At 69.5% G+C, this 17,912-nt stretch carries 18 protein-coding genes; 13 read left to right on the top strand and 5 right to left on the bottom strand.

Annotated elements, in window-relative coordinates:
• Positions 1-140: 140 nt before the first annotated feature.
• Entirely contained in the window at positions 141-317 is a 177-nt protein-coding gene (locus tag AC3WVS_RS16895; RefSeq protein ID WP_010810161.1) for a glycine zipper 2TM domain-containing protein, read from the top strand.
• A gap of 72 nt (positions 318-389) precedes the next feature.
• On the opposite strand, the gene AC3WVS_RS16890 is transcribed toward AC3WVS_RS16895, so the two are convergent.
• Entirely contained in the window at positions 390-1,244 is an 855-nt protein-coding gene (locus tag AC3WVS_RS16890; protein ID WP_492319594.1) for a glycosyltransferase family 2 protein, read from the bottom strand.
• Positions 1,245-1,301: 57 nt separating this feature from the next.
• On the bottom strand, positions 1,302-1,562 hold the full coding sequence (locus AC3WVS_RS16885; RefSeq protein WP_010810163.1) for a phosphopantetheine-binding protein: 261 nt from the start codon (positions 1,560-1,562) through the stop codon (positions 1,302-1,304).
• Between the two features lie 267 nt (positions 1,563-1,829).
• Between AC3WVS_RS16885 and AC3WVS_RS16880 the strand changes: the two genes are divergently transcribed.
• The 9 genes from AC3WVS_RS16880 to AC3WVS_RS16840 all read left to right on the top strand — a co-directional run bounded on the left by AC3WVS_RS16880 (position 1,830) and on the right by AC3WVS_RS16840 (position 11,763).
• Positions 1,830-2,564 carry a COG4648 family protein gene (locus tag AC3WVS_RS16880; RefSeq protein WP_492319593.1) on the top strand — a complete coding sequence of 245 codons (735 nt, stop codon included), beginning with the start codon at positions 1,830-1,832 and terminating at the stop codon, positions 2,562-2,564.
• A 49-nt stretch (positions 2,565-2,613) separates the two neighbouring features.
• Positions 2,614-4,335: an AMP-binding protein gene (locus AC3WVS_RS16875; RefSeq protein WP_492319592.1), complete on the top strand. Its 1,722-nt coding sequence runs from the start codon at positions 2,614-2,616 to the stop codon at positions 4,333-4,335.
• Positions 4,329-5,303 carry a lysophospholipid acyltransferase family protein gene (locus AC3WVS_RS16870; protein WP_492319591.1) on the top strand — a complete coding sequence of 325 codons (975 nt, stop codon included), beginning with the start codon at positions 4,329-4,331 and terminating at the stop codon, positions 5,301-5,303. Before AC3WVS_RS16875 ends, AC3WVS_RS16870 begins: the two co-directional genes overlap by 7 nt.
• A 24-nt stretch (positions 5,304-5,327) precedes the next feature.
• A complete protein-coding gene (locus AC3WVS_RS16865; RefSeq protein ID WP_492319590.1) occupies positions 5,328-5,927 on the top strand; it encodes a LolA-related protein in 600 nt (199 codons plus the stop codon).
• 20 nt (positions 5,928-5,947) lie between these two features.
• Complete coding sequence (locus tag AC3WVS_RS16860; RefSeq protein ID WP_492319613.1) at positions 5,948-8,347, top strand: MMPL family transporter; 2,400 nt, start codon at positions 5,948-5,950, stop codon at positions 8,345-8,347.
• The gene (locus tag AC3WVS_RS16855) at positions 8,344-9,192 is read left to right on the top strand and encodes a polysaccharide deacetylase family protein (RefSeq protein WP_492319589.1); all 849 of its coding nucleotides are present in this window, start codon (positions 8,344-8,346) and stop codon (positions 9,190-9,192) included. Before AC3WVS_RS16860 ends, AC3WVS_RS16855 begins: the two co-directional genes overlap by 4 nt.
• 66 nt (positions 9,193-9,258) lie before the next feature.
• Positions 9,259-10,461, top strand: a complete 1,203-nt coding sequence (locus AC3WVS_RS16850) for a beta-ketoacyl-[acyl-carrier-protein] synthase family protein (RefSeq protein ID WP_492319588.1) — start codon at positions 9,259-9,261, stop codon at positions 10,459-10,461.
• 8 nt (positions 10,462-10,469) lie between these two features.
• On the top strand, positions 10,470-11,282 hold the full coding sequence (locus AC3WVS_RS16845) for a beta-ketoacyl synthase chain length factor (RefSeq protein ID WP_492319587.1): 813 nt from the start codon (positions 10,470-10,472) through the stop codon (positions 11,280-11,282).
• Entirely contained in the window at positions 11,275-11,763 is a 489-nt protein-coding gene (locus tag AC3WVS_RS16840; RefSeq protein WP_492319586.1) for a hotdog family protein, read from the top strand. Before AC3WVS_RS16845 ends, AC3WVS_RS16840 begins: the two co-directional genes overlap by 8 nt.
• 6 nt (positions 11,764-11,769) lie before the next feature.
• Here AC3WVS_RS16840 and fahA read toward each other — a convergent pair whose 3' ends face one another.
• From fahA to AC3WVS_RS16825, 3 genes are all read right to left on the bottom strand, one after another.
• Positions 11,770-13,032, bottom strand: coding sequence for a fumarylacetoacetase (gene fahA / locus AC3WVS_RS16835; RefSeq protein ID WP_492319585.1), 1,263 nt, complete (start codon positions 13,030-13,032; stop codon positions 11,770-11,772).
• A gap of 140 nt (positions 13,033-13,172) precedes the next feature.
• Positions 13,173-14,492 carry a homogentisate 1,2-dioxygenase gene (gene hmgA / locus AC3WVS_RS16830; RefSeq protein WP_492319584.1) on the bottom strand — a complete coding sequence of 440 codons (1,320 nt, stop codon included), beginning with the start codon at positions 14,490-14,492 and terminating at the stop codon, positions 13,173-13,175.
• A gap of 511 nt (positions 14,493-15,003) precedes the next feature.
• Positions 15,004-15,390 (bottom strand): helix-turn-helix domain-containing protein, encoded by a 387-nt coding sequence (locus AC3WVS_RS16825; protein ID WP_011617393.1) that lies wholly within the window; start codon positions 15,388-15,390, stop codon positions 15,004-15,006.
• 338 nt (positions 15,391-15,728) lie between these two features.
• On the opposite strand from AC3WVS_RS16825, the gene AC3WVS_RS16820 reads away from it, so the two are divergent.
• The 3 genes from AC3WVS_RS16820 to AC3WVS_RS16810 all read left to right on the top strand — a co-directional run bounded on the left by AC3WVS_RS16820 (position 15,729) and on the right by AC3WVS_RS16810 (position 17,877).
• Positions 15,729-16,334 carry a TetR/AcrR family transcriptional regulator gene (locus AC3WVS_RS16820; RefSeq protein WP_041688140.1) on the top strand — a complete coding sequence of 202 codons (606 nt, stop codon included), beginning with the start codon at positions 15,729-15,731 and terminating at the stop codon, positions 16,332-16,334.
• A 170-nt stretch (positions 16,335-16,504) separates the two neighbouring features.
• On the top strand, positions 16,505-17,530 hold the full coding sequence (locus AC3WVS_RS16815; RefSeq protein ID WP_492319583.1) for an alpha/beta fold hydrolase: 1,026 nt from the start codon (positions 16,505-16,507) through the stop codon (positions 17,528-17,530).
• Between the two features lie 14 nt (positions 17,531-17,544).
• On the top strand, positions 17,545-17,877 hold the full coding sequence (locus AC3WVS_RS16810) for a DUF2917 domain-containing protein (protein ID WP_035826369.1): 333 nt from the start codon (positions 17,545-17,547) through the stop codon (positions 17,875-17,877).
• Positions 17,878-17,912: the final 35 nt, after the last annotated feature.

Raw genomic sequence — 17,912 nt, 5'->3', positions numbered from 1 at the left:
CACCGCTGCGCCACCTGCGTCGTCCGATTCCTACAGCGCAATCGGCGTGTCTCGGAGAGGCCCCTGCCCGGCATGGGCCTAAGCTGGACACATGGGGCCGGTTGCCTGCAACTGGCCCGCCAACGATGCAGGAGACCATCATGTGGAAACTCGCAGGTGCACTTCTGGTAAGCGCAAGCATGGCGCTGGCCGGCTGTACGGCGGCGGGCGCGGTGGCCGGCGGCGTGGCCGGACACGAGCTGACTGACGGCAGTGCCGCCGGGACCATCGGCGGTGCCGTGGTGGGCGGCGTGATTGGTCACGAACTGGGCAAGTAAGCAAACCCTGGCCCCTGGGCCCAACAAGCAGAAAGGCCGCTTCGCGCGGCCTTTCTGCTTGCTTTGCGGGGTTCAGGCTTTCGGCCGGCACGACGCGTCGCCGGTCGCCCGCCGCAGCCGCTGCCACACCAGGACAGGCAGCCGCAGCACGAAGCCGGCCAGCAGCCGCAAGTGCATGCCGGTCAGCAGCAGGTTGTCGCGCAGATAGCGGAAGTGCGACACCCCACCCTCGCGCTGGCCGAAGTAGCGCACCGGGGCATCGGCATTGATGGGGCGCACGCCGCGCCAGCACAGGCGCACCGCCACTTCCGGGTCGAAGTCGAAGCGCCGCATCCAGCGGCTCTCGCGCATGACGGCGCGCAGCGGCGCGATCGGGTAGACGCGAAAGCCGTACAGGGAATCCCCGATGCCCGCCCACAGCGTCTCGACATCCGCCCAGAAGTTGGACATGCGCCGCCAGTAGACCCGCTCGCGCGGCGCGCTGGCGTCGAAGACGGGCCGGCCCAGCACCATGGCGCCCGGGTTGCGCTGCGATATCGCCATGAACTGCGCAATCAGGTGCGCGGGATGCTGCCCGTCCGAATCCATCACCAGCACATGCGTGAAGCCAGCCGCGGCGGCAGCGTCGATGCCATGCAGCACCGCGGTGCCCTTGCCCTGGTTGTGCGGCAGCACCAGTACGCGCAGCCCGGGATCGGTGGCCGCCTGCGCCAGCAGCCACTGGTCGCTGCCATCGGTGCTGCCGTCCACGACCACCCAGACCGGTGTCCAGGCGGCGCGCGCCGCGCGCAGCACCTCATGCAGGCGCACGCCGGGGTTATAGCTGGGGATCAGCACCAGGTGCGTGGCGGACGGCTCGGCGCCACCCATGGGGCAGGCGCTGCCGCCGGCTACCAGTGCGGGCCCGGGCATGGCTTGCTGCGGCATGTCGTGCTCCGGTCCTGGCTTTGGGAAAGGGCGAAAGGGTGGGTGCGGCGTGCCGGACTAACGCGTGCGGTGTTCCGCCAGGTAGTTGGCCAGGCTGCCCAGCGAGGCAAAGATGGTCTTGTTGTCGGGGTTGTCCGAACGCAGTTCGACCCCGTACTTGCGCGACACCAGCAGTGCGATCTCGAGGATATCGATGGAATCCAGCCCGAAGCCTTCGCCATAGAGCGGCGTGGCGGCGTTGATGTCCTCCAGCCGAAGCTCGGCAATTTCGAGTTCGTCGATGATCAGGCGGGCAAGTTCGGTTTCGAGTTCGGTCATGTCGCTAGGTGGCTGGAATGCCGCTGCGGCATGGGTCCGGACAAGGTTGTCCAGGCCGCATGGCAGGGCAACCGATGCTATCAAAAGGGGTAAATCCCAGCCAGTTGAGAGAAGTTTAGTAACAACAAAGGCGGCGCTTTTGGGAATCATCACCACGTCGGGCCGGTCTTTTGGGGTATAAAGCGTTCGCTTCGCGCACCATGCGGCGTCATTTCCGGCAACGCTGTGCGCCAAGCGGCTTACGCTACACACAATATACCCTCGCAGATGCCATCGAGCCAGCAATTCGACCGCCCCTCCACGCCTGCCGCGCCGGCCACGCCTGTGCGGCAGGATGCCATGCCGGCAGGCCGGCGCCATGGCTGGATTGCCGCGGTGGCCGCCTTTGTCGCCTACGAATCCGCCCTGCACCATGCGGCACACCAGCCGGGTGCCGAAGTCGCCGCGCTGTGGCTCGGGGCGGCGCCGTTCGTGCTGATCGGCTTCCTTGCCTGCCTCCGCACCTGGGGGCGCCTGCCCGCAATGGCGGCCTTGCTGGCCGCCTGCGCCGCCATATGGATCTGGCGCATTCCGCTGGCCGCGCATTTCGGCTGGACCTATTTCCTGCAGCACGCCGGCATCAATGCCGCGCTGGGCGTGATGTTCGCGCTGAGCCTGCGTCCCGGCCGCACGCCACTGTGCACGCAGATCGCGACGGCAATCCATGGCCAGCTGCCCCCCGCGCACCTGCGCTACACGCTGCGCGTGACCCAGGCCTGGACGCTGTTCTTTGCCGCGATGGCAGGTGTATCGACGCTGCTGTTCGTGCTCGCGCCGGTGGCGACCTGGTCCAGCTTCGCCAACCTGGCCACGCCGCTGCTGATCGCGCTGATGTTCGTGGGCGAAGCCGTGTGCCGCCGCGTTGCCTTCCCGGGCATGGCCCACGGCGGCCTGCTGGACGCGGTGCATGGCTATCGCGCAGTCATGGCTGCCCGTGCGGACAGGCCCGGCTTGCCGCGCTGACGCGCCGCAAACCGGCCCCTACACTGGCAACAGGCACAGGCTCAGCCCCATGACCATGCTCCCCATCGTCGCGCATGCCTCGCCCGAAGACATCATCGCCTGGGCGCACGGACGGCCCGTCAGCGTGCGCCAGTTCCTGGCAGATGCGTCCAGCCTGGCCGATGCGCTGCCGGCAGGCAGGCACGTATTCAACGCCTGCACCGACCGCTACCACTTCACCGTCGGCCTGTGCGCCGCGCTGCTGGCGGGCAAGGCCACCCTGCTGCCGCCATCGCATACGCCGGAGATGGTGCGCCAGCTGGCCGACTTTGCCCCGGACGCTTTCTGCCTGCACGACCAGCCTGACGCGGCATTCGCCATGCCCGCCTTCCACTATCACGACGGCCTGCGCGGCGCCGCCACGGACGGGCCGGTCGAGATCCCGCTGATTGCCGCGACCCAGGTCATGGCGTACGTGTTCACGTCAGGCTCGACCGGCACGCCGGTGCCGCACCGCAAGACCTGGGGCGCGATGGCCCGGTGCGCGCAGGCCGCGGCACAGCGGCTAGGCCTGCTGGACGGGCGTGCCTGGACCGTGGTGGGCACGGTGCCGCCGCAGCATATGTTCGGGCTGGAGGCCACGGTCATGCTGGTGCTGCAGGGCCGCGCGGCCCTGGTGGCGGCCCCGGCCTTCTATCCTGCCGACGTGCGCGATGCCCTCGCCTCGGTGCCGCCCCCGCGTGCGCTGGTCAGCTCGCCCGTGCACCTGCGCACGCTGGTGCAGTCGGGCATGGCGATGCCGCCGGCAGACCTGGTGCTGTGCGCGACCGCCCCGCTTGGCCGCCAGCTGGCGGGCGAGACCGAAGCCCTGTTCGGCGCTCCGCTGTGCGAGATCTACGGCAGCACCGAGACCGGCCAGATCGCCACGCGCCGCACCGCGCAGGCCGATGCCTGGACACTGGTGCCGGGCGTGCGGCTGCAGGCACGCCAGGGCGCCGGCGGCGCCGACACCGAGACCTGGGCCGAAGGCGGCCATATCGAGCAGCCGGTGCCGCTGGGCGACGCCATCGCGCCGCTGGATGCCGGCCACTTCCTGCTCCATGGCCGCAAGGCCGACATGCTGAATATCGCCGGCAAGCGCACCTCGCTGGCTTACCTGAACCACCAGCTCACGGCCATCGACGGCGTGCGCGACGGTGCGTTCTTCATGCCCGATGATGCGCACGAAGGCGACACGCATGGCCACGTGGTGCGGCTGGTGGCGGTGGCAGTGGCGCCAGGCGTTGCACCGGCGCAGCTGCAGCAGGCGCTGCGCGCGCGCATCGACCCGGCCTTCCTGCCACGCCCGCTGCTCTTTGCCGACAGCCTGCCGCGCAATGCCGCCGGCAAGCTGCCGCGCGAAGCCCTGGCGGCGCTGGTCGCAAGGCTTGCCGGGGCGCACCACGGCGATAGCGTGGCAAGGCCCGGCTTTGTCATCGACGCCGATCACCCGGCCATCGCCGGCCACTTTCCCGGCCATCCGATCGTGCCGGGGGTGGTGCTGCTGGACCACGCGGTGCTGGCACTCGGCGCTGCAATGGGCCGCCGCCTTGCCGTCACCGAGGCCGGCACCATCAAATTCCTGAGCCCCGTGATCCCGGGCGAGCGCGTTGAGATCCTCCACCAGGCCGACGCAGCGGCCGATGGCGGCGTGAGTATCCGCTTCACGCTGCGCAGCGCCGGACGCGATGTCGCCAGCGGCACGCTGCAGGTGCGCGGTGCCGCGCCGCAAGCGGGGGCATCGGCATGCTGAGCTGGCTGTGGAGGCGGCAGCCGCCGCTGGAATCCGAATGGTCGCGCCGCCAGGAGCGCGGCAGCATCACGCTGCTGCGCGTCATGACGTGGATCTCGCTGGCACTGGGCCGCCCCGTCGGGCGCGTGGTGCTGCGGGGGATTGCGGCGTACTTCATGCTGTTCGCGCCGGCGGCACGCCATGCCTCGCGCGCCTACATGGACCGCGCCCTCGGGCGCGAGGCCAACTGGGTCGATGGCTACCGGCATGTGTTCACCTTCGCCTCGACCATCCATGACCGCATCTACCTGCTCAACGGCCGCTTCGACCTGTTCGATATCCGCCTGCACGGAGAGGAGCAGCTGGAAGCCGCGATGGCGCGCGGCCGCGGCGCAATCCTGCTGGGTGCGCACCTGGGCAGCTTCGAGGTGGTGCGCGCGCTCGGGCGGCGGCACCCGGACATGGAAGTCGCGATCACCATGTACGAGGAAAACGCGCACAAGCTCAACGATGTACTGCAGTCGATCAACCCGGCGATGCGCCAGGACGTGATCGCGCTGGGCCGCTTCGACACCATGCTGCGGGTGCGCGACTACCTTGACCGCGGCTACATGATCGGCATGCTGGCCGACCGCACGCTGTCGCAGCGCGCCACCGACCCGGTGCAGCAGTGCAGCTTCCTCGGCACGCCGACCGGCCTTCCGACCGGCCCGCTGCGCATGGCGGCGATGCTGCGCCGGCCGGTGTTCTTCATCACCGGCCTGTACCGCGGCGGCAACCGCTACGATGTGCACTTCGTGCCGCTGGCCGACTTCACCGGAACCGCACGCGGCCAGCGCGAGGCAGCCGTGCAGACCGCGCTGACGGAATACGTGCGTTTGCTAGAGCAGTTCTGCCGCAGCGCCCCGTACAACTGGTTCAACTTCTACGATTTCTGGCACGCCGGCCCGCCGCTGTCTGAACAGCCGCCGCCGGGCAACGAGCCATGACCCGCGAGCCCTGAGCAGCCCCTGATGCCCCTTTCCAGACGCCCTTTCCGCTTCCTGCTGTCGATGCTGCTGGCCAGCGCCATGCTTGCGCTGGCCACGCCGTCCGGCGCCGCCACATTTGGCGTCGACCAGCTGATGTCCACCCTGGCGCAACGCAAGTCAGGGCGCGTGCTGTTCACCGAGACCAAGTACATGGCGATAGTCGACAAGCCGGTGCAGTCGACCGGCGAACTGCTGTTCACGGCGCCCGACCACCTGGAGAAGCGCACACTGTCGCCCAAGGCCGAGAACCTGGTGCTCGACGGCGACATGCTGACGGTCGAGCGCAACGGCAAGCGCTACACCATGCCGCTGCAGAACTACCCCGAGCTAGCCGCCTTTATCGAGAGCATCCGCGGCACGCTGGCAGGCAACCGCCAGACACTTGAGCGCTACTACAAGCTCGGCCTGGAAGGCCGCGCCAGCCGCTGGACGCTGACGCTGACCCCGGCGGACTCGCGCATGGCCGCGGTGGTCAGCCAGGTGCGCATCGACGGGAGCCAGGATGCGCTCGACCGCGTCGAAATCCGGCAGGCCGACGGCGACCGCTCGGTGATGAAGATCCGACCTGCCGGCCGCCCATGAGCGCAGCGCCGCCCGCAACGATGCGCCCGGCGATGCGCCGGCTCGCGCTGGCGCTGTGGATCTTCGCCATACTTGCCTGCGCGGCTGTGATCAGCCGCACCACCTTCACGGCCGACCTCTCGGCCTTCCTGCCGCGGCTGCCCAGCGCCGAGCAGCAATTGCTGGTGAACCAGCTGCGCGACGGGCTGGTATCGCGCCTGGTCCTGGTCGGGATCGAAGGCGGCGATGCCGATGGCCGGGCCGCGGTATCGCGTGCCATGGCGGCGCAGCTGCGCGGCGACCCGCGCTTCACGGCGATCCAGAACGGCGAGCCGGTCAACCAGGATGCAGACCGCCAATACGTGTTTGCGCACCGCTACCTGCTCAGCCCCGCGGTCACGCCGGAGCGCTTCAGTGAACGCGGCCTGGCGCAGGCGCTGAATGAATCGTTCGAGCTGCTGGCCTCGTCCGCCGGGCTCTTCACCAAGTCGCTGCTGCCGCGCGATCCCACCGGCGAAGTGGCCGCGATGCTGGCACAGCTGGATGCCGGGCAGCGCGTGCCCATGCACGCCGGCGCCTGGGCGTCGCGCGACGGCAAGCGCGCGGTGCTGCTGGCGCAGACCGCCGCCGCGGGGTCTGACACGGATGCGCAGGCACAAGCCATCGGGGCCGTGCGCGAGGCGTTTGCCAAGGCTGCGACGGCTGGCAAGTACCAGCTGGCGATGACCGGGCCGGGCGTGTTTTCCGTCAATGCACGCGACACCATCCGCCATGATGTGGAGCGCCTGTCGACCATCGGCGTGGCCATCATCGTCACGCTGCTGCTGCTGGTCTACCGCTCGGTGCCGCTGCTGGTGCTGGGGCTGGTGCCGGTACTGAGCGGCGCGCTGGCGGGCATTGCCGCGGTCAGCCTGGGCTTCGGCGGCTCGGTGCACGGACTGACGCTGGGCTTCGGCACCACGCTGATCGGCGAGGCGGTCGACTATTCGATCTACCTGTTCGTACAGTCCGCGCAGTACACGCGCGACGGCCGGCGCGACGAGCGCGCCTGGCTGGGCGGCTTCTGGCCGACGGTGCGCCTGGGCGTGCTGACCTCGGTCTGCGGCTTTGCCTCGCTGCTGCTGTCGGGCTTTCCGGGGCTGGCGCAGCTGGGGCTGTATTCGATTGCCGGGCTGGCGACCGCGGCACTGGTGACGCGCTTCGTGCTGCCGCAGCTGGTGCCGGCCACGCTGCACCTGCGCGACGTGGCGCCGCTGGGCCGCCGGCTGCAGTGGCTGGCGGCGCGCGCGCACCGGCTGCGCTGGCTGGTGCTCGCGCTGGTGGTGGCAGCCGGCACGGTGCTGGCCATGCACCGCGGCACGCTGTGGGGCCGCGAGCTGCAGGCGCTGAGCCCGGTGTCGGCCAGCGACCAGGCCCTCGATACCAGGTTGCGCGAGGATCTTGGCGCGCCCGACGTGCGCTACCTGGTGGTGCTGTCCGGGCCGGACCAGGAATCCGTGCTGCAGGGCGCGGAGCGCGTGGCCCGTGAACTGGACCCGCTGGTGGCGCAGAATTTCATCGGCGGCTACGAGAGCCCGGCGCGCTACCTGCCCAGCGCGGCAACCCAGCGCGAGCGCCAGGCCAGCCTGCCGCCGCCCGACGAGCTGGCGCAGCGACTGGGCGCCGCCATCGCCACGCAGCCGGTGCGCGCGTCACTGTTCGCGCCTTTCCTGGCGCAGGCCGAGGCGGCGCGCACCGGTGCGCTGCTGCGGCGCGAGGACTTGCGCGGCACCTCCATGGCGCTGGCTGTCGATGCGTTGCTGGCGCAGCGCGACGGGCGCTGGAGCGCCACGCTGCCGCTGCGCGCACCGGCCCAACAAAGTACCGGCGCGGCCGACGGCATCGACACCAGCGCAGTGCGGGCCGCGGTCGCGCGGGCCGGCGTCGCTGACACGCTGTTCGTCGACCTCAAGGGCGAATCCGACCGCCTCTACACCGGCTACCTGCGCGAGGCCTTGCTGCTGTCGCTGGCCGGCCTGCTGGCGATCATCGTGCTGCTGGCCGTGGCGCTGCGCTCGGCACGGCGCGTCGTGGCCACGGTGCTGCCGCTGGCCGCGGCGGCGCTGGTGGTGCTGGGCGGGCTGGCAGCGCTCGGCCAGCCGCTGACGCTGCTGCACCTGGTGGGCCTGCTGCTGCTGATGGCCGTGGGTTCCAATTACGCGCTATTCTTCAACGGCCCCGCGGCGGGCAGCCAGGTGGCGGGCGCTTCACCGCATACACTGGTATCGCTGCTGCTGGCCAACCTGACCACGGTGGCCGCCTTCGGCCTGCTGGCGCTGTCGAGCCTGCCGCTGCTCAAGGCCTTCGGCCTGACGGTAGGTCCGGGGGCCGTGCTGGCCCTGTGGTTTTCGGCGATACTGGCGCGCCGTTCGGCGCCAGACACAGCCAAGAGTGCAACATGAATTCGTATCCCGCACCGCGCGTAGCCTTGCGCGGCACCTCTTACAGCCGCCCCTGGCGCCCCACCCCGCTGCTTTACGGCGCCGCCGCCGTGCACCTGGGTGCCGCCGGCGCAATGCTGGCGCACCCTGAGGCCATGGGCATGGCGCTGGCCGGCGTTGGCGCCGCCCATGCGGCAATGTGCGCCGCCGGCCTGTGGCCGCGCAGCCACTGGCTTGGCCCCAACCTGCTGCGCCTGCCGCCCTCTGCCGATGATTGCGTGGCTCTGACGTTCGACGACGGCCCCAACCCGGCGTTGACGCCGCGCGTGCTCGACATGCTGGACCAGCACGGCGCGCGCGCGACCTTCTTCTGCGTCGGCGCGCGCGCCGCGGCGCATCCGGAACTGGTGCGCGAGATCGTCCGCCGCGGCCACGCCGTGGAAAACCACAGCATGTACCACCGGCTGCACTTCTCGGTGTTCGGTCCCGGGCGCATGCTGCGCGACATCGGTGCCGCGCAACAGGTGCTGACCGACCTCACCGGCCAGGCGCCGCGCTTCTTCCGCGCGCCAGCGGGGCTACGCAATCCCTTCCTTGAGCCGGTGCTGTGCCGGCTCGGGCTTCAGCTTGTGGCCTGGACCCGGCGCGGCTTCGATACCCGCTGCGGCGACCAGGCGGGGCGCGTGGCGCAGCGCCTCACCGGCAAGCTCGCCGGGCGCGACATCCTGCTGCTGCACGACGGCAATCCCGGCACCGATGCCGCCGGCAATGCACATTGCACCACCGTGCTGCCGGGCCTGCTCGCTGCCATCGAACGCGCCGGCCTGCGCTGCGTCACGCTGCGCGCGGCCGTGCCGACAGCCTGAGTGAGCGGCGGCTTGTTACAATTGGCACAGCCTTCCGAGATTCCTTCCATTCGTTCCCCCGAAGCCGTGTCCCCGCTCCTGTTCTCGCATTTCACGGCCACCAGCTGCCTGGGCGCCGGTGTAGACGCCACCCTGTCGGCACTGCGTGCGCAGCGCGGCGGCCTGGCGCCCTGCCGCTTCGGCGGTGTCGAGCTCGATACCTTCGTCGGCGAAGTCCCCGGCCTGGACACCGTGGCACTGCCGCCCGCACTGGCCGAATTCGACTGCCGCAACAACCGGCTGGCGCAACTGGCGCTGGAGCAGGACGGCTTTGCCGCGCGCGTGCGCGAAGCGGCGGCGCGCTACGGCGCCCACCGGGTCGGCGTCTTCCTGGGCACCAGCACCGCGGGCGTGCTGCAGACGGAACTGGCCTATCGCCAGCGCGATCCTGCCAGCGGCGCGCTGCCGCCGGGCTTCCATTACGCCACCACCCACAACCCCTACTCGCTGCCCGCCTTCCTGCGCCAATACCTGGGGCTGGCCGGTCCGGCGGCTGCGGTGTCCTCGGCCTGTTCATCCGGCGCCAAGGTGTTCAGTTCGGCACGGCGCATGCTGGAGGCAGGGCTGATCGATGTGGCCGTGGTCGGCGGCGTCGATTCGCTGTGCCACACCACGCTGTACGGCTTCAATTCGCTGGAGCTGTTGTCCGACCAGCCGTGCCGGCCCTATGACGTGGCGCGCAATGGCATCTCGATCGGCGAGGGGGCGGCATTCGGCCTGCTCGAGCGCGTGGCCGGCACCGCGCAAGGCGATGCCATCCTGCTGGCCGGGATCGGCGAATCGAGCGATGCGCACCATATGTCGACCCCGCACCCCGATGGGCTGGGCGCGCGCCTAGCGCTGGAGCAGGCACTGGCCAGCGCTGGAGTCGCGCCGGCACAGGTCGGCTACGTCAACCTGCATGGCACCGCCACGCGCAGCAACGACGCGGCCGAGGCGATGGCCATGGCCGCGGTGCTGCCCGGCACGCCGTGCAGTTCCACCAAGGGCGCCACCGGGCATGCGCTGGGCGCCGCCGGCGCGCTCGAAGCCGTCATTTGCGCGCTGGCGCTGCGCCACGGCCTGGTGCCCGGCGGCATCAACACCACGCAGGTGGATCCGGCGCTGGACGTGAACTACCAGCTCGCCAACCGCGAGGCACCGCTGCGCTATGCGATGACCAATGCCTTCGGCTTCGGCGGATCCAACTGCAGCCTGCTGTTCGCCCGCGCGGACGCAGCTTCCCACTGAGCATCGCCATGCCGCAGCACGTGTATATCGAAAGCATCGGCCTGCTCGGCCCCGGCCTGACCGGCTGGCAGCAGGCCAGCGAAGTCCTTGCCGGCCGCGTGCCGTATGCGCACGCGCCCACCGAACTGCCGCCACCCGCGGGCCTGCCGCCGGCCGAGCGCCGCCGCACCGGCCCGACCGTACGGCTGGCGCTTGGTGTCGGCCAGCAGGCCGTCGCCGCAAGCGACTGCGAAGCCGCGCAGCTGCCGACGATCTTTGCCTCGTCCAGCAGCGACGGCTTCAACTTCCATGCGATCTGCGAAGCGCTGGCCGAGCCCGAGCCGCTGATGTCGCCCACGCGCTTCCACAACTCCGTGCACAACGCTACCGCCGGCTACTGGTCGATCGCCGCAGGCGCGATGCGCACCTCCAATGTGCTGTGCGCCATGGATGGCAGTGGCAGCGCAGGCTTGCTCGAATGCGTGCTGCAGGCCGCCGCCGATGCCGAGCCCTGCCTGCTGATCGCTTATGACACCGGCTATCCCGAGCCGCTGCACAGCCACCGCCCGATCCCCGATCCCTTCGGCGTGGCCCTGCTGGTCACGCCGCGGCAGACCGCGCGTTCGCTCGCGCGCATCGGCGTGGCGCTGAAGCAGGCCCCCGCCACGGTGATGCCGGACGCCGCGCTGGAAGCTCTGCGCACGTCGGCGCCGGCCGCACGCATGCTGCCGCTGCTGGCGGCCATCGCCCGCGGCGAGGCCACCACCGTGGTGCTCGACTACCTGGATACGCTGCAGCTTGCAGCCGAGGTGGAAAGCCTCGGCGGCCAGGCGGATGGCTGAGCTGCTGAAAGACCGCGACTGGATCGCGGCACGCATTCCGCACCAGGGCACGATGTGCCTGCTCGACGGCGTGCTGGCCTGGGATGCGGCATCGGTTCGCTGCACGTCCGCCACGCATACGCGCGCGGACAACCCGCTGCGCGCGCAGGGCCGGCTGGCCGCGGTCAGCGGGATTGAATACGCGGCACAGGCAATGGCCGTGCACGGCGCATTGCTGGCGGAAGCGGAATCAGGAATGGGCGCACAGCGCCCGCGCTCGGGCTACCTGGCCAGCGTGCGCAAGCTGGTGCTGCATGTGGAGCGGCTCGACGATATCGACGCGCCGCTGCAGGTTGAAGCGCAACGCATCAGCGGTGAAGGCAACAGCGTGCTGTATGCCTTCACTGTCAGCGCCGCGGGCCAGGCACTGCTGTCAGGCCGCGCGGCGGTCATCCTGGATGCCGCCGCAGTTGGCCAAAGCGCCAACCACAGCGCCGGCTGAAGCGCTTCAGCGCGCCGGCAGGATCTTGCCCGACACCGCGCCGAAGCCGACGCGATAGCCTTCGCCCTGGCAGTAGCCGGTCATGATCACGTCGTCGCCATCCTCCAGGAAGGCTCGGCGGCTGCCGTCGGCCAGCGTCACCGGCTCGGCGCCGTTGCGGGTCATTTCCAGCAGGCTGCCGTAGGAGTCCGGCGTCGTGCCGCTGATCGTGCCCGAGCCCATCAGGTCGCCCACGCGCACATTGCAGCCCGACACCGTGTGGTGGGCCAGTTGCTGCGCCATGGTCCAGTACATCGCCTTGAAGTTGGTGCGGCAGATGGTGCTGGGTGCCGCTGCGCCCTGCGGCTGCAGCGCGACTTCGAGGGCGATGTCGTAGGCATTCTTGTCCTGCTGCTGCAGGTACGGCAGCGGCTGCGGCGACTGCTCGGGGTTGTCGCGGCGGAACGGCTCGAGCGCTTCCATGGTCACCACCCACGGCGAGATCGAGGTGCCGAAGCCCTTGCTGTTGAACGGCCCCAGCGGCACGTATTCCCACTGCTGGATATCGCGCGCGCTCCAGTCATTGAGCAGCACCATGCCGAACATATGCGCCGGCGCATCGGCGGTGCTGACGGGCTCGCCCAGCGCCGATTCCTTGCCGACGATAAAGCCCATCTCCAGTTCAAAGTCCAGCTTGCGGCAGGCGCTGAAGATCGGGCGTGCCTCGTTCGGCAGCTTGATCTGGCCGTTGGGACGATGCAGCGGCGTGCCGCTCACCACCACCGAGCTGGCACGGCCGTTGTAGCCGATGGGGATTTCCAGCCAGTTCGGCAGCAGCGCGTTTTCCGGGTCGCGGAACATGCGGCCGACGTTGGTGGCGTGCTCCTTGGACGAATAGAAGTCCGTGTAGCCCGGGATCTCCACCGGCAGGTGCAGCGTTGCGGCCGACATCGGCACCAGCGCCTGGTCGCGCAGGGCGGCGTTGTCGCGCAGCGCGGCGTCATCGCCGGACAGCAGCGCGCCCAGGCGCTTGCGGGTTTCGCTCCACACCGGCTTGCCCAGGGCGATAAAGCGGTTCAGGCTGGCTGCGGCGAACGTACCCTTGGCGGCGGCGGGCAGCAGGCCGGCTTCATCGAGCGCTGCGAGGTCGAGCACCTGGTCGCCGATGGCGACGCCGATGCGCGGGAACTGGCCCTTGGTCGAGAACACGCCGTACGGCAGGTTCTGCAGCGGGAAATGGGTCTGGCCGTCGTTGGCGGAGGCGATCCAGCTGGTTTGGGGGGCGGTCATGGGGTTACTCCGAACATTTTAGGTGGCACTTGTCGCGTGCCGTGACTCGTCATGCTTGACGAGCGCCTGCCCTCTCCCCCGGCCCCTCTCCCGCAAGCGGGAGAGCGGAGAAAACCGGGCGGGCGATCAAGCGCCCGGGATTAGCGAACCTTTGGGTTGAAATGCTTCTTCAGGCCCTGCCAGCAGGTGTAGTAGTCCTGCTGCAGCGAGGCCGACTGCGCGGCATACGGCGTCGGGCGGATCACGCCCGGGGTCTCGAACATGAAGGCCATGGTGTCCTCGATGCGGTGCGGCTTCGAGGTATCGGCGGCGCTGGCCTTCTCGAAGGTTTCCGCATCCGGGCCGTGGCCGCTCATGCAGTTGTGCAGGCTGGCGCCGCCAGGGGCAAAGCCTTCGGCCTTGGCGTCGTAGACGCCGGTGATCAGGCCCATGAACTCGCTGGCGATATTGCGGTGAAACCAGGGCGGGCGGAACGAGTCCTGCATCGCCAGCCAGCGCGGCCCGAAGATGACGAAGTCGATGGTGTCCACGCCCGGCGTGGCCGACGGCGACTGCAGCACCAGGAAGATCGACGGATCCGGGTGGTCGAAGCTGATCGAACCGATGGTATTGAAGCGGCGCAGGTCGTACTTGTACGGGGTGTAGTTGCCATGCCAGGCCACCACGTCCAGCGGCGAGTGGCCGATCCCGGCGCGCCACAGGTTGCCCTGGAACTTGGCCACCAGCTCGAAATCACCCTCGCGGTCTTCATAGCTGGCAACCGGCGACAGGAAGTCGCGCGGGTTGGCCAGGCCGTTGGAGCCGATCACGCCCAGGTCGGGCAGCTGGAACAAGGCGCCGTAGTTTTCGCAGATATAGCCGCGCGCCTCGCCGTCGGGCAGCTCCACGCGGAAGCGCACGCCGCGCGGGATCACCACGATCTCCTGCGGCTCCACTTCCAGCCGGCCCAGCTCGGTCACCATCAGCAGGCGGCCCTGCTGCGGCACGATCAGCATCTCGCCGTCGGCGTTGTAGAAGAAGCGGTCCTGCATCGACTGGTTGGCCAGGTACAGGTGGATGCCGCAGCCGGTCATGGCCTCGGGGCCGCCATTGCCGGCCATGGTGACGATGCCGTCGACAAAGTCGGTCGGCACCGACGGCATTGCCGGCGGGCTCCAGCGCATCTGGTTGGGCGACGGCGGCACCTGGTCGAAACGGCTCAGGAAACGCGACTGCTCGATCTGCGTGAACGGCGTATGCATCGAGGCCGGGCGGATGCGGTACAGCCACGAGCGCCGGTTGTGCGCGCGCGGCGCGGTGAAGGCCGTGCCGGACAGCTGCTCGGCATACAGGCCGTAGGGCGCGCGCTGGGGCGAGTTCTGGCCGACGGGCAGCGCACCGGGCAGCGCCTCGGTGGCGAATTCATTGGCGAAGCCGGACATATAGCCGTGCTCGGCGAGCTGGGTGTGCGTGAGTGTCATGGTGTCGTCAGCGTTCCTGGGTCTCGGTCCATTTGGCGCTGCGCTGGCGCCTGGCGGCCTCTTGCTGGGAGTGCCTGCCGGTCCGTATTCCGCCTCTGCGTGGTGCACGGGGCAAGAATTACGTAATGCGTAATGAATTTACCATATCGTAATAGCCAAGCTCGGACGTGTCAAACGGCACCGCTGGCGCATGCGCCGGACGCCGCTTGCATTGCAGTTGTAGGTGGGAAACGGGAAAAGTGGGAAAAAACCAGGAAGCGCCGGGATGCGCGCGTCGACGCCTGCACGGCGGCAGTTGCTCACGCAGCGGGGGAAAACCAGGAAATGCGGGAAAGCGCCGAAGCAGGCAACCAGGCCTGCGGCGTCATCCACGCCAGGCGTCGCGAACGGCGCTCAGGACGGTAGCAACCGGCGCGGTGCGGAAAGCCCCGCGCCGGTTGTCATGGGGTGGCCTGGAGGCCAGCTGCCGGTGCCGGCGCGTTGCGAACGCGGCCGGCCAGGCGGCGGCCGGTCAGACCGGCTTGTGGCCCTCTCCGGTCCCGGAGCCGAAACCGCCTCCGGAAGCCGGCGCCGCGGCCGGCGCGGCCGTGCTTCCGGCGGCCGGCTGGCCTGCCATCGAAGCTGCCGTCACGCCGCCATTGCGGCTGGCAATGAATGCGTTGACGTCTGCAGCAAGATGCTGCGGGGCCAGCACGACTTCCAGGCCCAGCGCCTCGCAGGCAGCCAGGAACGTCGACATGCGGGGATCGGCCTGACCCGACTCCGCCCGCAGGTAGGCTTCCCGGGAAATCCCCGCTTTACGGGCGACGTCCTCCTGCTTGAGCTTGCGCGCGCGACGCAACGCCCGCAGTTGCCGGAACGGTTCGCTAGCGCCTCTTGGCACGGCTGTACTGTTCATGTCGGTCTCCAGTCACCAGTGAAAAAAAGTGCGCGGACGTGCATTCGAGTATAGAGCACGCAAAGCGTTCCGTATGTAACCGCAGAAACACTTTGTGCAGATTTCTTAGAAGTCCGCAATCCCGTCCTGACATCGGCCGATTGCCGAACATCAAAGAGCCGGATCGTGCACAACAACGCTGCACCGCCCAGTCTCTAACGGGCCTTGGCGGTTTGCGTTGACGTCACATGCATATCCGTATGACGTTATGGCCTCCCGGACACAAGTGCGCAAGTCGGGGCAAATACCATGCATCTGGTTTCGTTGACAAACCGACCGGTCGTGCTATTCTCCACGCCATGCAGAAAGGACAACTCACTCGCAACGCCATCGTCGAACAGGCACTGGACACCGCTGCCAAGGTCGGCTTCGAACAATTGTCGCTGGCCACGCTGGCCGCGGACACCAATATGTCGAAGAGCGGCCTGTATGCACACTTCAAGTCCAAGGAGGTGTTGCAGCAGGCAGTGCTGGACCTGGCCGTTGAGCGCTTCGGCGAGATCGTGATCCGGCCGGCGATGCGCCAGCCGCGCGGCATGCCACGGCTGCAGGGGCTGTTCGAAGGCTACCTGGAATGGCTGGGCGGCACGGTGACGCAGGGACGTTGCCTGTTCACGGCGCTGGGCCAGGAATACCGCGACCGGCCGGGCTCGATCCGCGACCTGGTGGTGCAGTCGCTGAAGGACTGGCACAGCACGGTTGCGCGCGTGGTGGGCGACGCCATCGATGAGGGCCATTTCGGGCCGGATACTGACCCGCGGCAATTTGCATTCGAACTCTCGGGTATCGGCATGGCCTTCCAGCAGTCGTTCAAGCTGCTTGGCCGCGACGATGCCGAGACCATGGCGCGGCGCGCATTTGCGGCTCTGGTGGCCCGTGCCGCCGAAGGCGCCCGCGGCCACTGAACCACACATTGGCGCCGGCGCTATCCCGCCGGCAGGCAGCAACCGCTCCGGCGGGCTTTTTTTGTACCAAAAAAAGCACGACTGGTCGGTCGTAACAACAGCACGGAAGCCGCCGGCGGGGCCGGTGCCGATGATGCCGTGCAATCCAGAATCCATTGGAGGTGCAGGTCGTGACGCAAGCAGTCTCTTCTCCTTCCCCGGTTTCCTCATCCCCCGCCGCCGCGCCCCTGCCCGCGCGCGCCGGCAATGCGCCGCTGCGCACCGGCAAGTCCGGCGCGGTGGAGCGGGCCTTGCAGGGCTGGCAGCGGTTGCGCTGGCAGGCGGGCAGCATGGTCAGGCCCGGCGCGACAGCGCGGGCGCTGGAGCACATCTGGTTCAAGCCGCCGCGCGCCGCCGCCACATCGGCAGCACGGCGCCAGCTGGACAGTGCGCGCGCCGACTGGGCGCTGGTGACGGGCCAGGGCCCGAGCCGGCGCGTGCGCGTCTATCGCTGGGGCAGGTCCGGCCCGGTGGTGCTGCTCGCGCACGGCTGGGGCGGACATGCCGGCCAGTGGCATGCGGTTGTCGAGGGCCTGCTGGCCGCCGGCATGCGCGTGGTGGCCTTCGATGCGCTCTCGCACGGCGCCTCCGACGCCGGCGCGCGCGGCGCGGCGCAGACCTCGGTGCTGGAAATGTCGCGCTCGCTGCTCGCCGCGGCCTGGCACGCGGGGCCGGTGCACGCCGTGGTGGCGCATTCGCTCGGCGGCGCGGCCACCGCGCTGGCACTGCGCGAGGGCCTGCCCGCCCGCGCCGCCGTGCTGGTCGGATCGCCGGCCGACATGCACGCCGCGTGTGCGTCGCTGGCCTGGCAAATGGGCTTCACGCCCGGCGTGCTGGCACGCATGCAGCGCCAGAGCGAGCGCTGGCTGGGACTGCCATGGTCGGCTTTCAACGTGCCCGACGTCGGCCGCACCCGGCCGGTCCCGCCAACGCTGGTGATCCATGACCGCGACGACAAGGAAGTGCGCTGGGAAGATGGTGCAGCCATCGCCGGCGCCTGGCCCGGCGCGCAACTGGTCACGACCAGCGGCCTGGGGCATCGCCGCATCCTGCAGGATCCCGGCGTGATCCGGCACATCGCCGATTTCATCCGGCCCGGCTCAGCCCCAGCGCGCGCGGCAATCCCGCCAGCGTTGCACGGGCTGGCCGTCGACTGAACCTGGAGACCATCATGTTCCTGGTGAGCAATGACATGACCGCCACCCTGCCCGCACGCAGTTCGCTGCGGCTCGTGGCGGGCCCCGGCGAACACGTCGCCGTGCGCTGCACGGAAGGCGAACTCTGGCTGATCCGCGACGGCGACCCGAAGGATACGGCGCTGACGGCGAGCGAGAGCTTTACGTTGTCCGACAGCGGCCATATCGAGCTGTATGCCGTCACCACGGCATCGCTGCACGTAACGCGCTGCCGGCAAGGCGCCGGGCCTGCGGCGAGCGCCTGGCGGCAATGGCTGCGGCGCTTGCTGGCGCCGCCTGGGCGCGGCTATACCGGCGCAGGCCGATGATGCGGGCGGGGCTGAACGCCCCCTCGCCCTGCCAG

The organism is Cupriavidus sp. CPT47-8839-RL05A (genome assembly GCF_058792255.1).
This window is presented reverse-complemented; position numbering and strand designations above follow the sequence as displayed.

Bases quoted from the DNA above. Each gene is read 5' to 3' on its own strand.
- AC3WVS_RS16895 (WP_010810161.1), top strand. From the start codon at position 141: ATGTGGAAACTCGCAGGTGCACTTCTGGTAAGCGCAAGCATGGCGCTG.
- AC3WVS_RS16890 (WP_492319594.1), bottom strand. From the start codon at position 1,244: ATGCCGCAGCAAGCCATGCCCGGGCCCGCACTGGTAGCCGGCGGCAGC.
- AC3WVS_RS16885 (WP_010810163.1), bottom strand. From the start codon at position 1,562: ATGACCGAACTCGAAACCGAACTTGCCCGCCTGATCATCGACGAACTC.
- AC3WVS_RS16880 (WP_492319593.1), top strand. From the start codon at position 1,830: ATGCCATCGAGCCAGCAATTCGACCGCCCCTCCACGCCTGCCGCGCCG.
- AC3WVS_RS16875 (WP_492319592.1), top strand. From the start codon at position 2,614: ATGACCATGCTCCCCATCGTCGCGCATGCCTCGCCCGAAGACATCATC.
- AC3WVS_RS16870 (WP_492319591.1), top strand. From the start codon at position 4,329: ATGCTGAGCTGGCTGTGGAGGCGGCAGCCGCCGCTGGAATCCGAATGG.
- AC3WVS_RS16865 (WP_492319590.1), top strand. From the start codon at position 5,328: ATGCCCCTTTCCAGACGCCCTTTCCGCTTCCTGCTGTCGATGCTGCTG.
- AC3WVS_RS16860 (WP_492319613.1), top strand. From the start codon at position 5,948: ATGCGCCCGGCGATGCGCCGGCTCGCGCTGGCGCTGTGGATCTTCGCC.
- AC3WVS_RS16855 (WP_492319589.1), top strand. From the start codon at position 8,344: ATGAATTCGTATCCCGCACCGCGCGTAGCCTTGCGCGGCACCTCTTAC.
- AC3WVS_RS16845 (WP_492319587.1), top strand. From the start codon at position 10,470: ATGCCGCAGCACGTGTATATCGAAAGCATCGGCCTGCTCGGCCCCGGC.
- AC3WVS_RS16840 (WP_492319586.1), top strand. From the start codon at position 11,275: ATGGCTGAGCTGCTGAAAGACCGCGACTGGATCGCGGCACGCATTCCG.
- fahA (WP_492319585.1), bottom strand. From the start codon at position 13,032: ATGACCGCCCCCCAAACCAGCTGGATCGCCTCCGCCAACGACGGCCAG.
- hmgA (WP_492319584.1), bottom strand. From the start codon at position 14,492: ATGACACTCACGCACACCCAGCTCGCCGAGCACGGCTATATGTCCGGC.
- AC3WVS_RS16825 (WP_011617393.1), bottom strand. From the start codon at position 15,390: ATGAACAGTACAGCCGTGCCAAGAGGCGCTAGCGAACCGTTCCGGCAA.
- AC3WVS_RS16820 (WP_041688140.1), top strand. From the start codon at position 15,729: ATGCAGAAAGGACAACTCACTCGCAACGCCATCGTCGAACAGGCACTG.
- AC3WVS_RS16810 (WP_035826369.1), top strand. From the start codon at position 17,545: ATGTTCCTGGTGAGCAATGACATGACCGCCACCCTGCCCGCACGCAGT.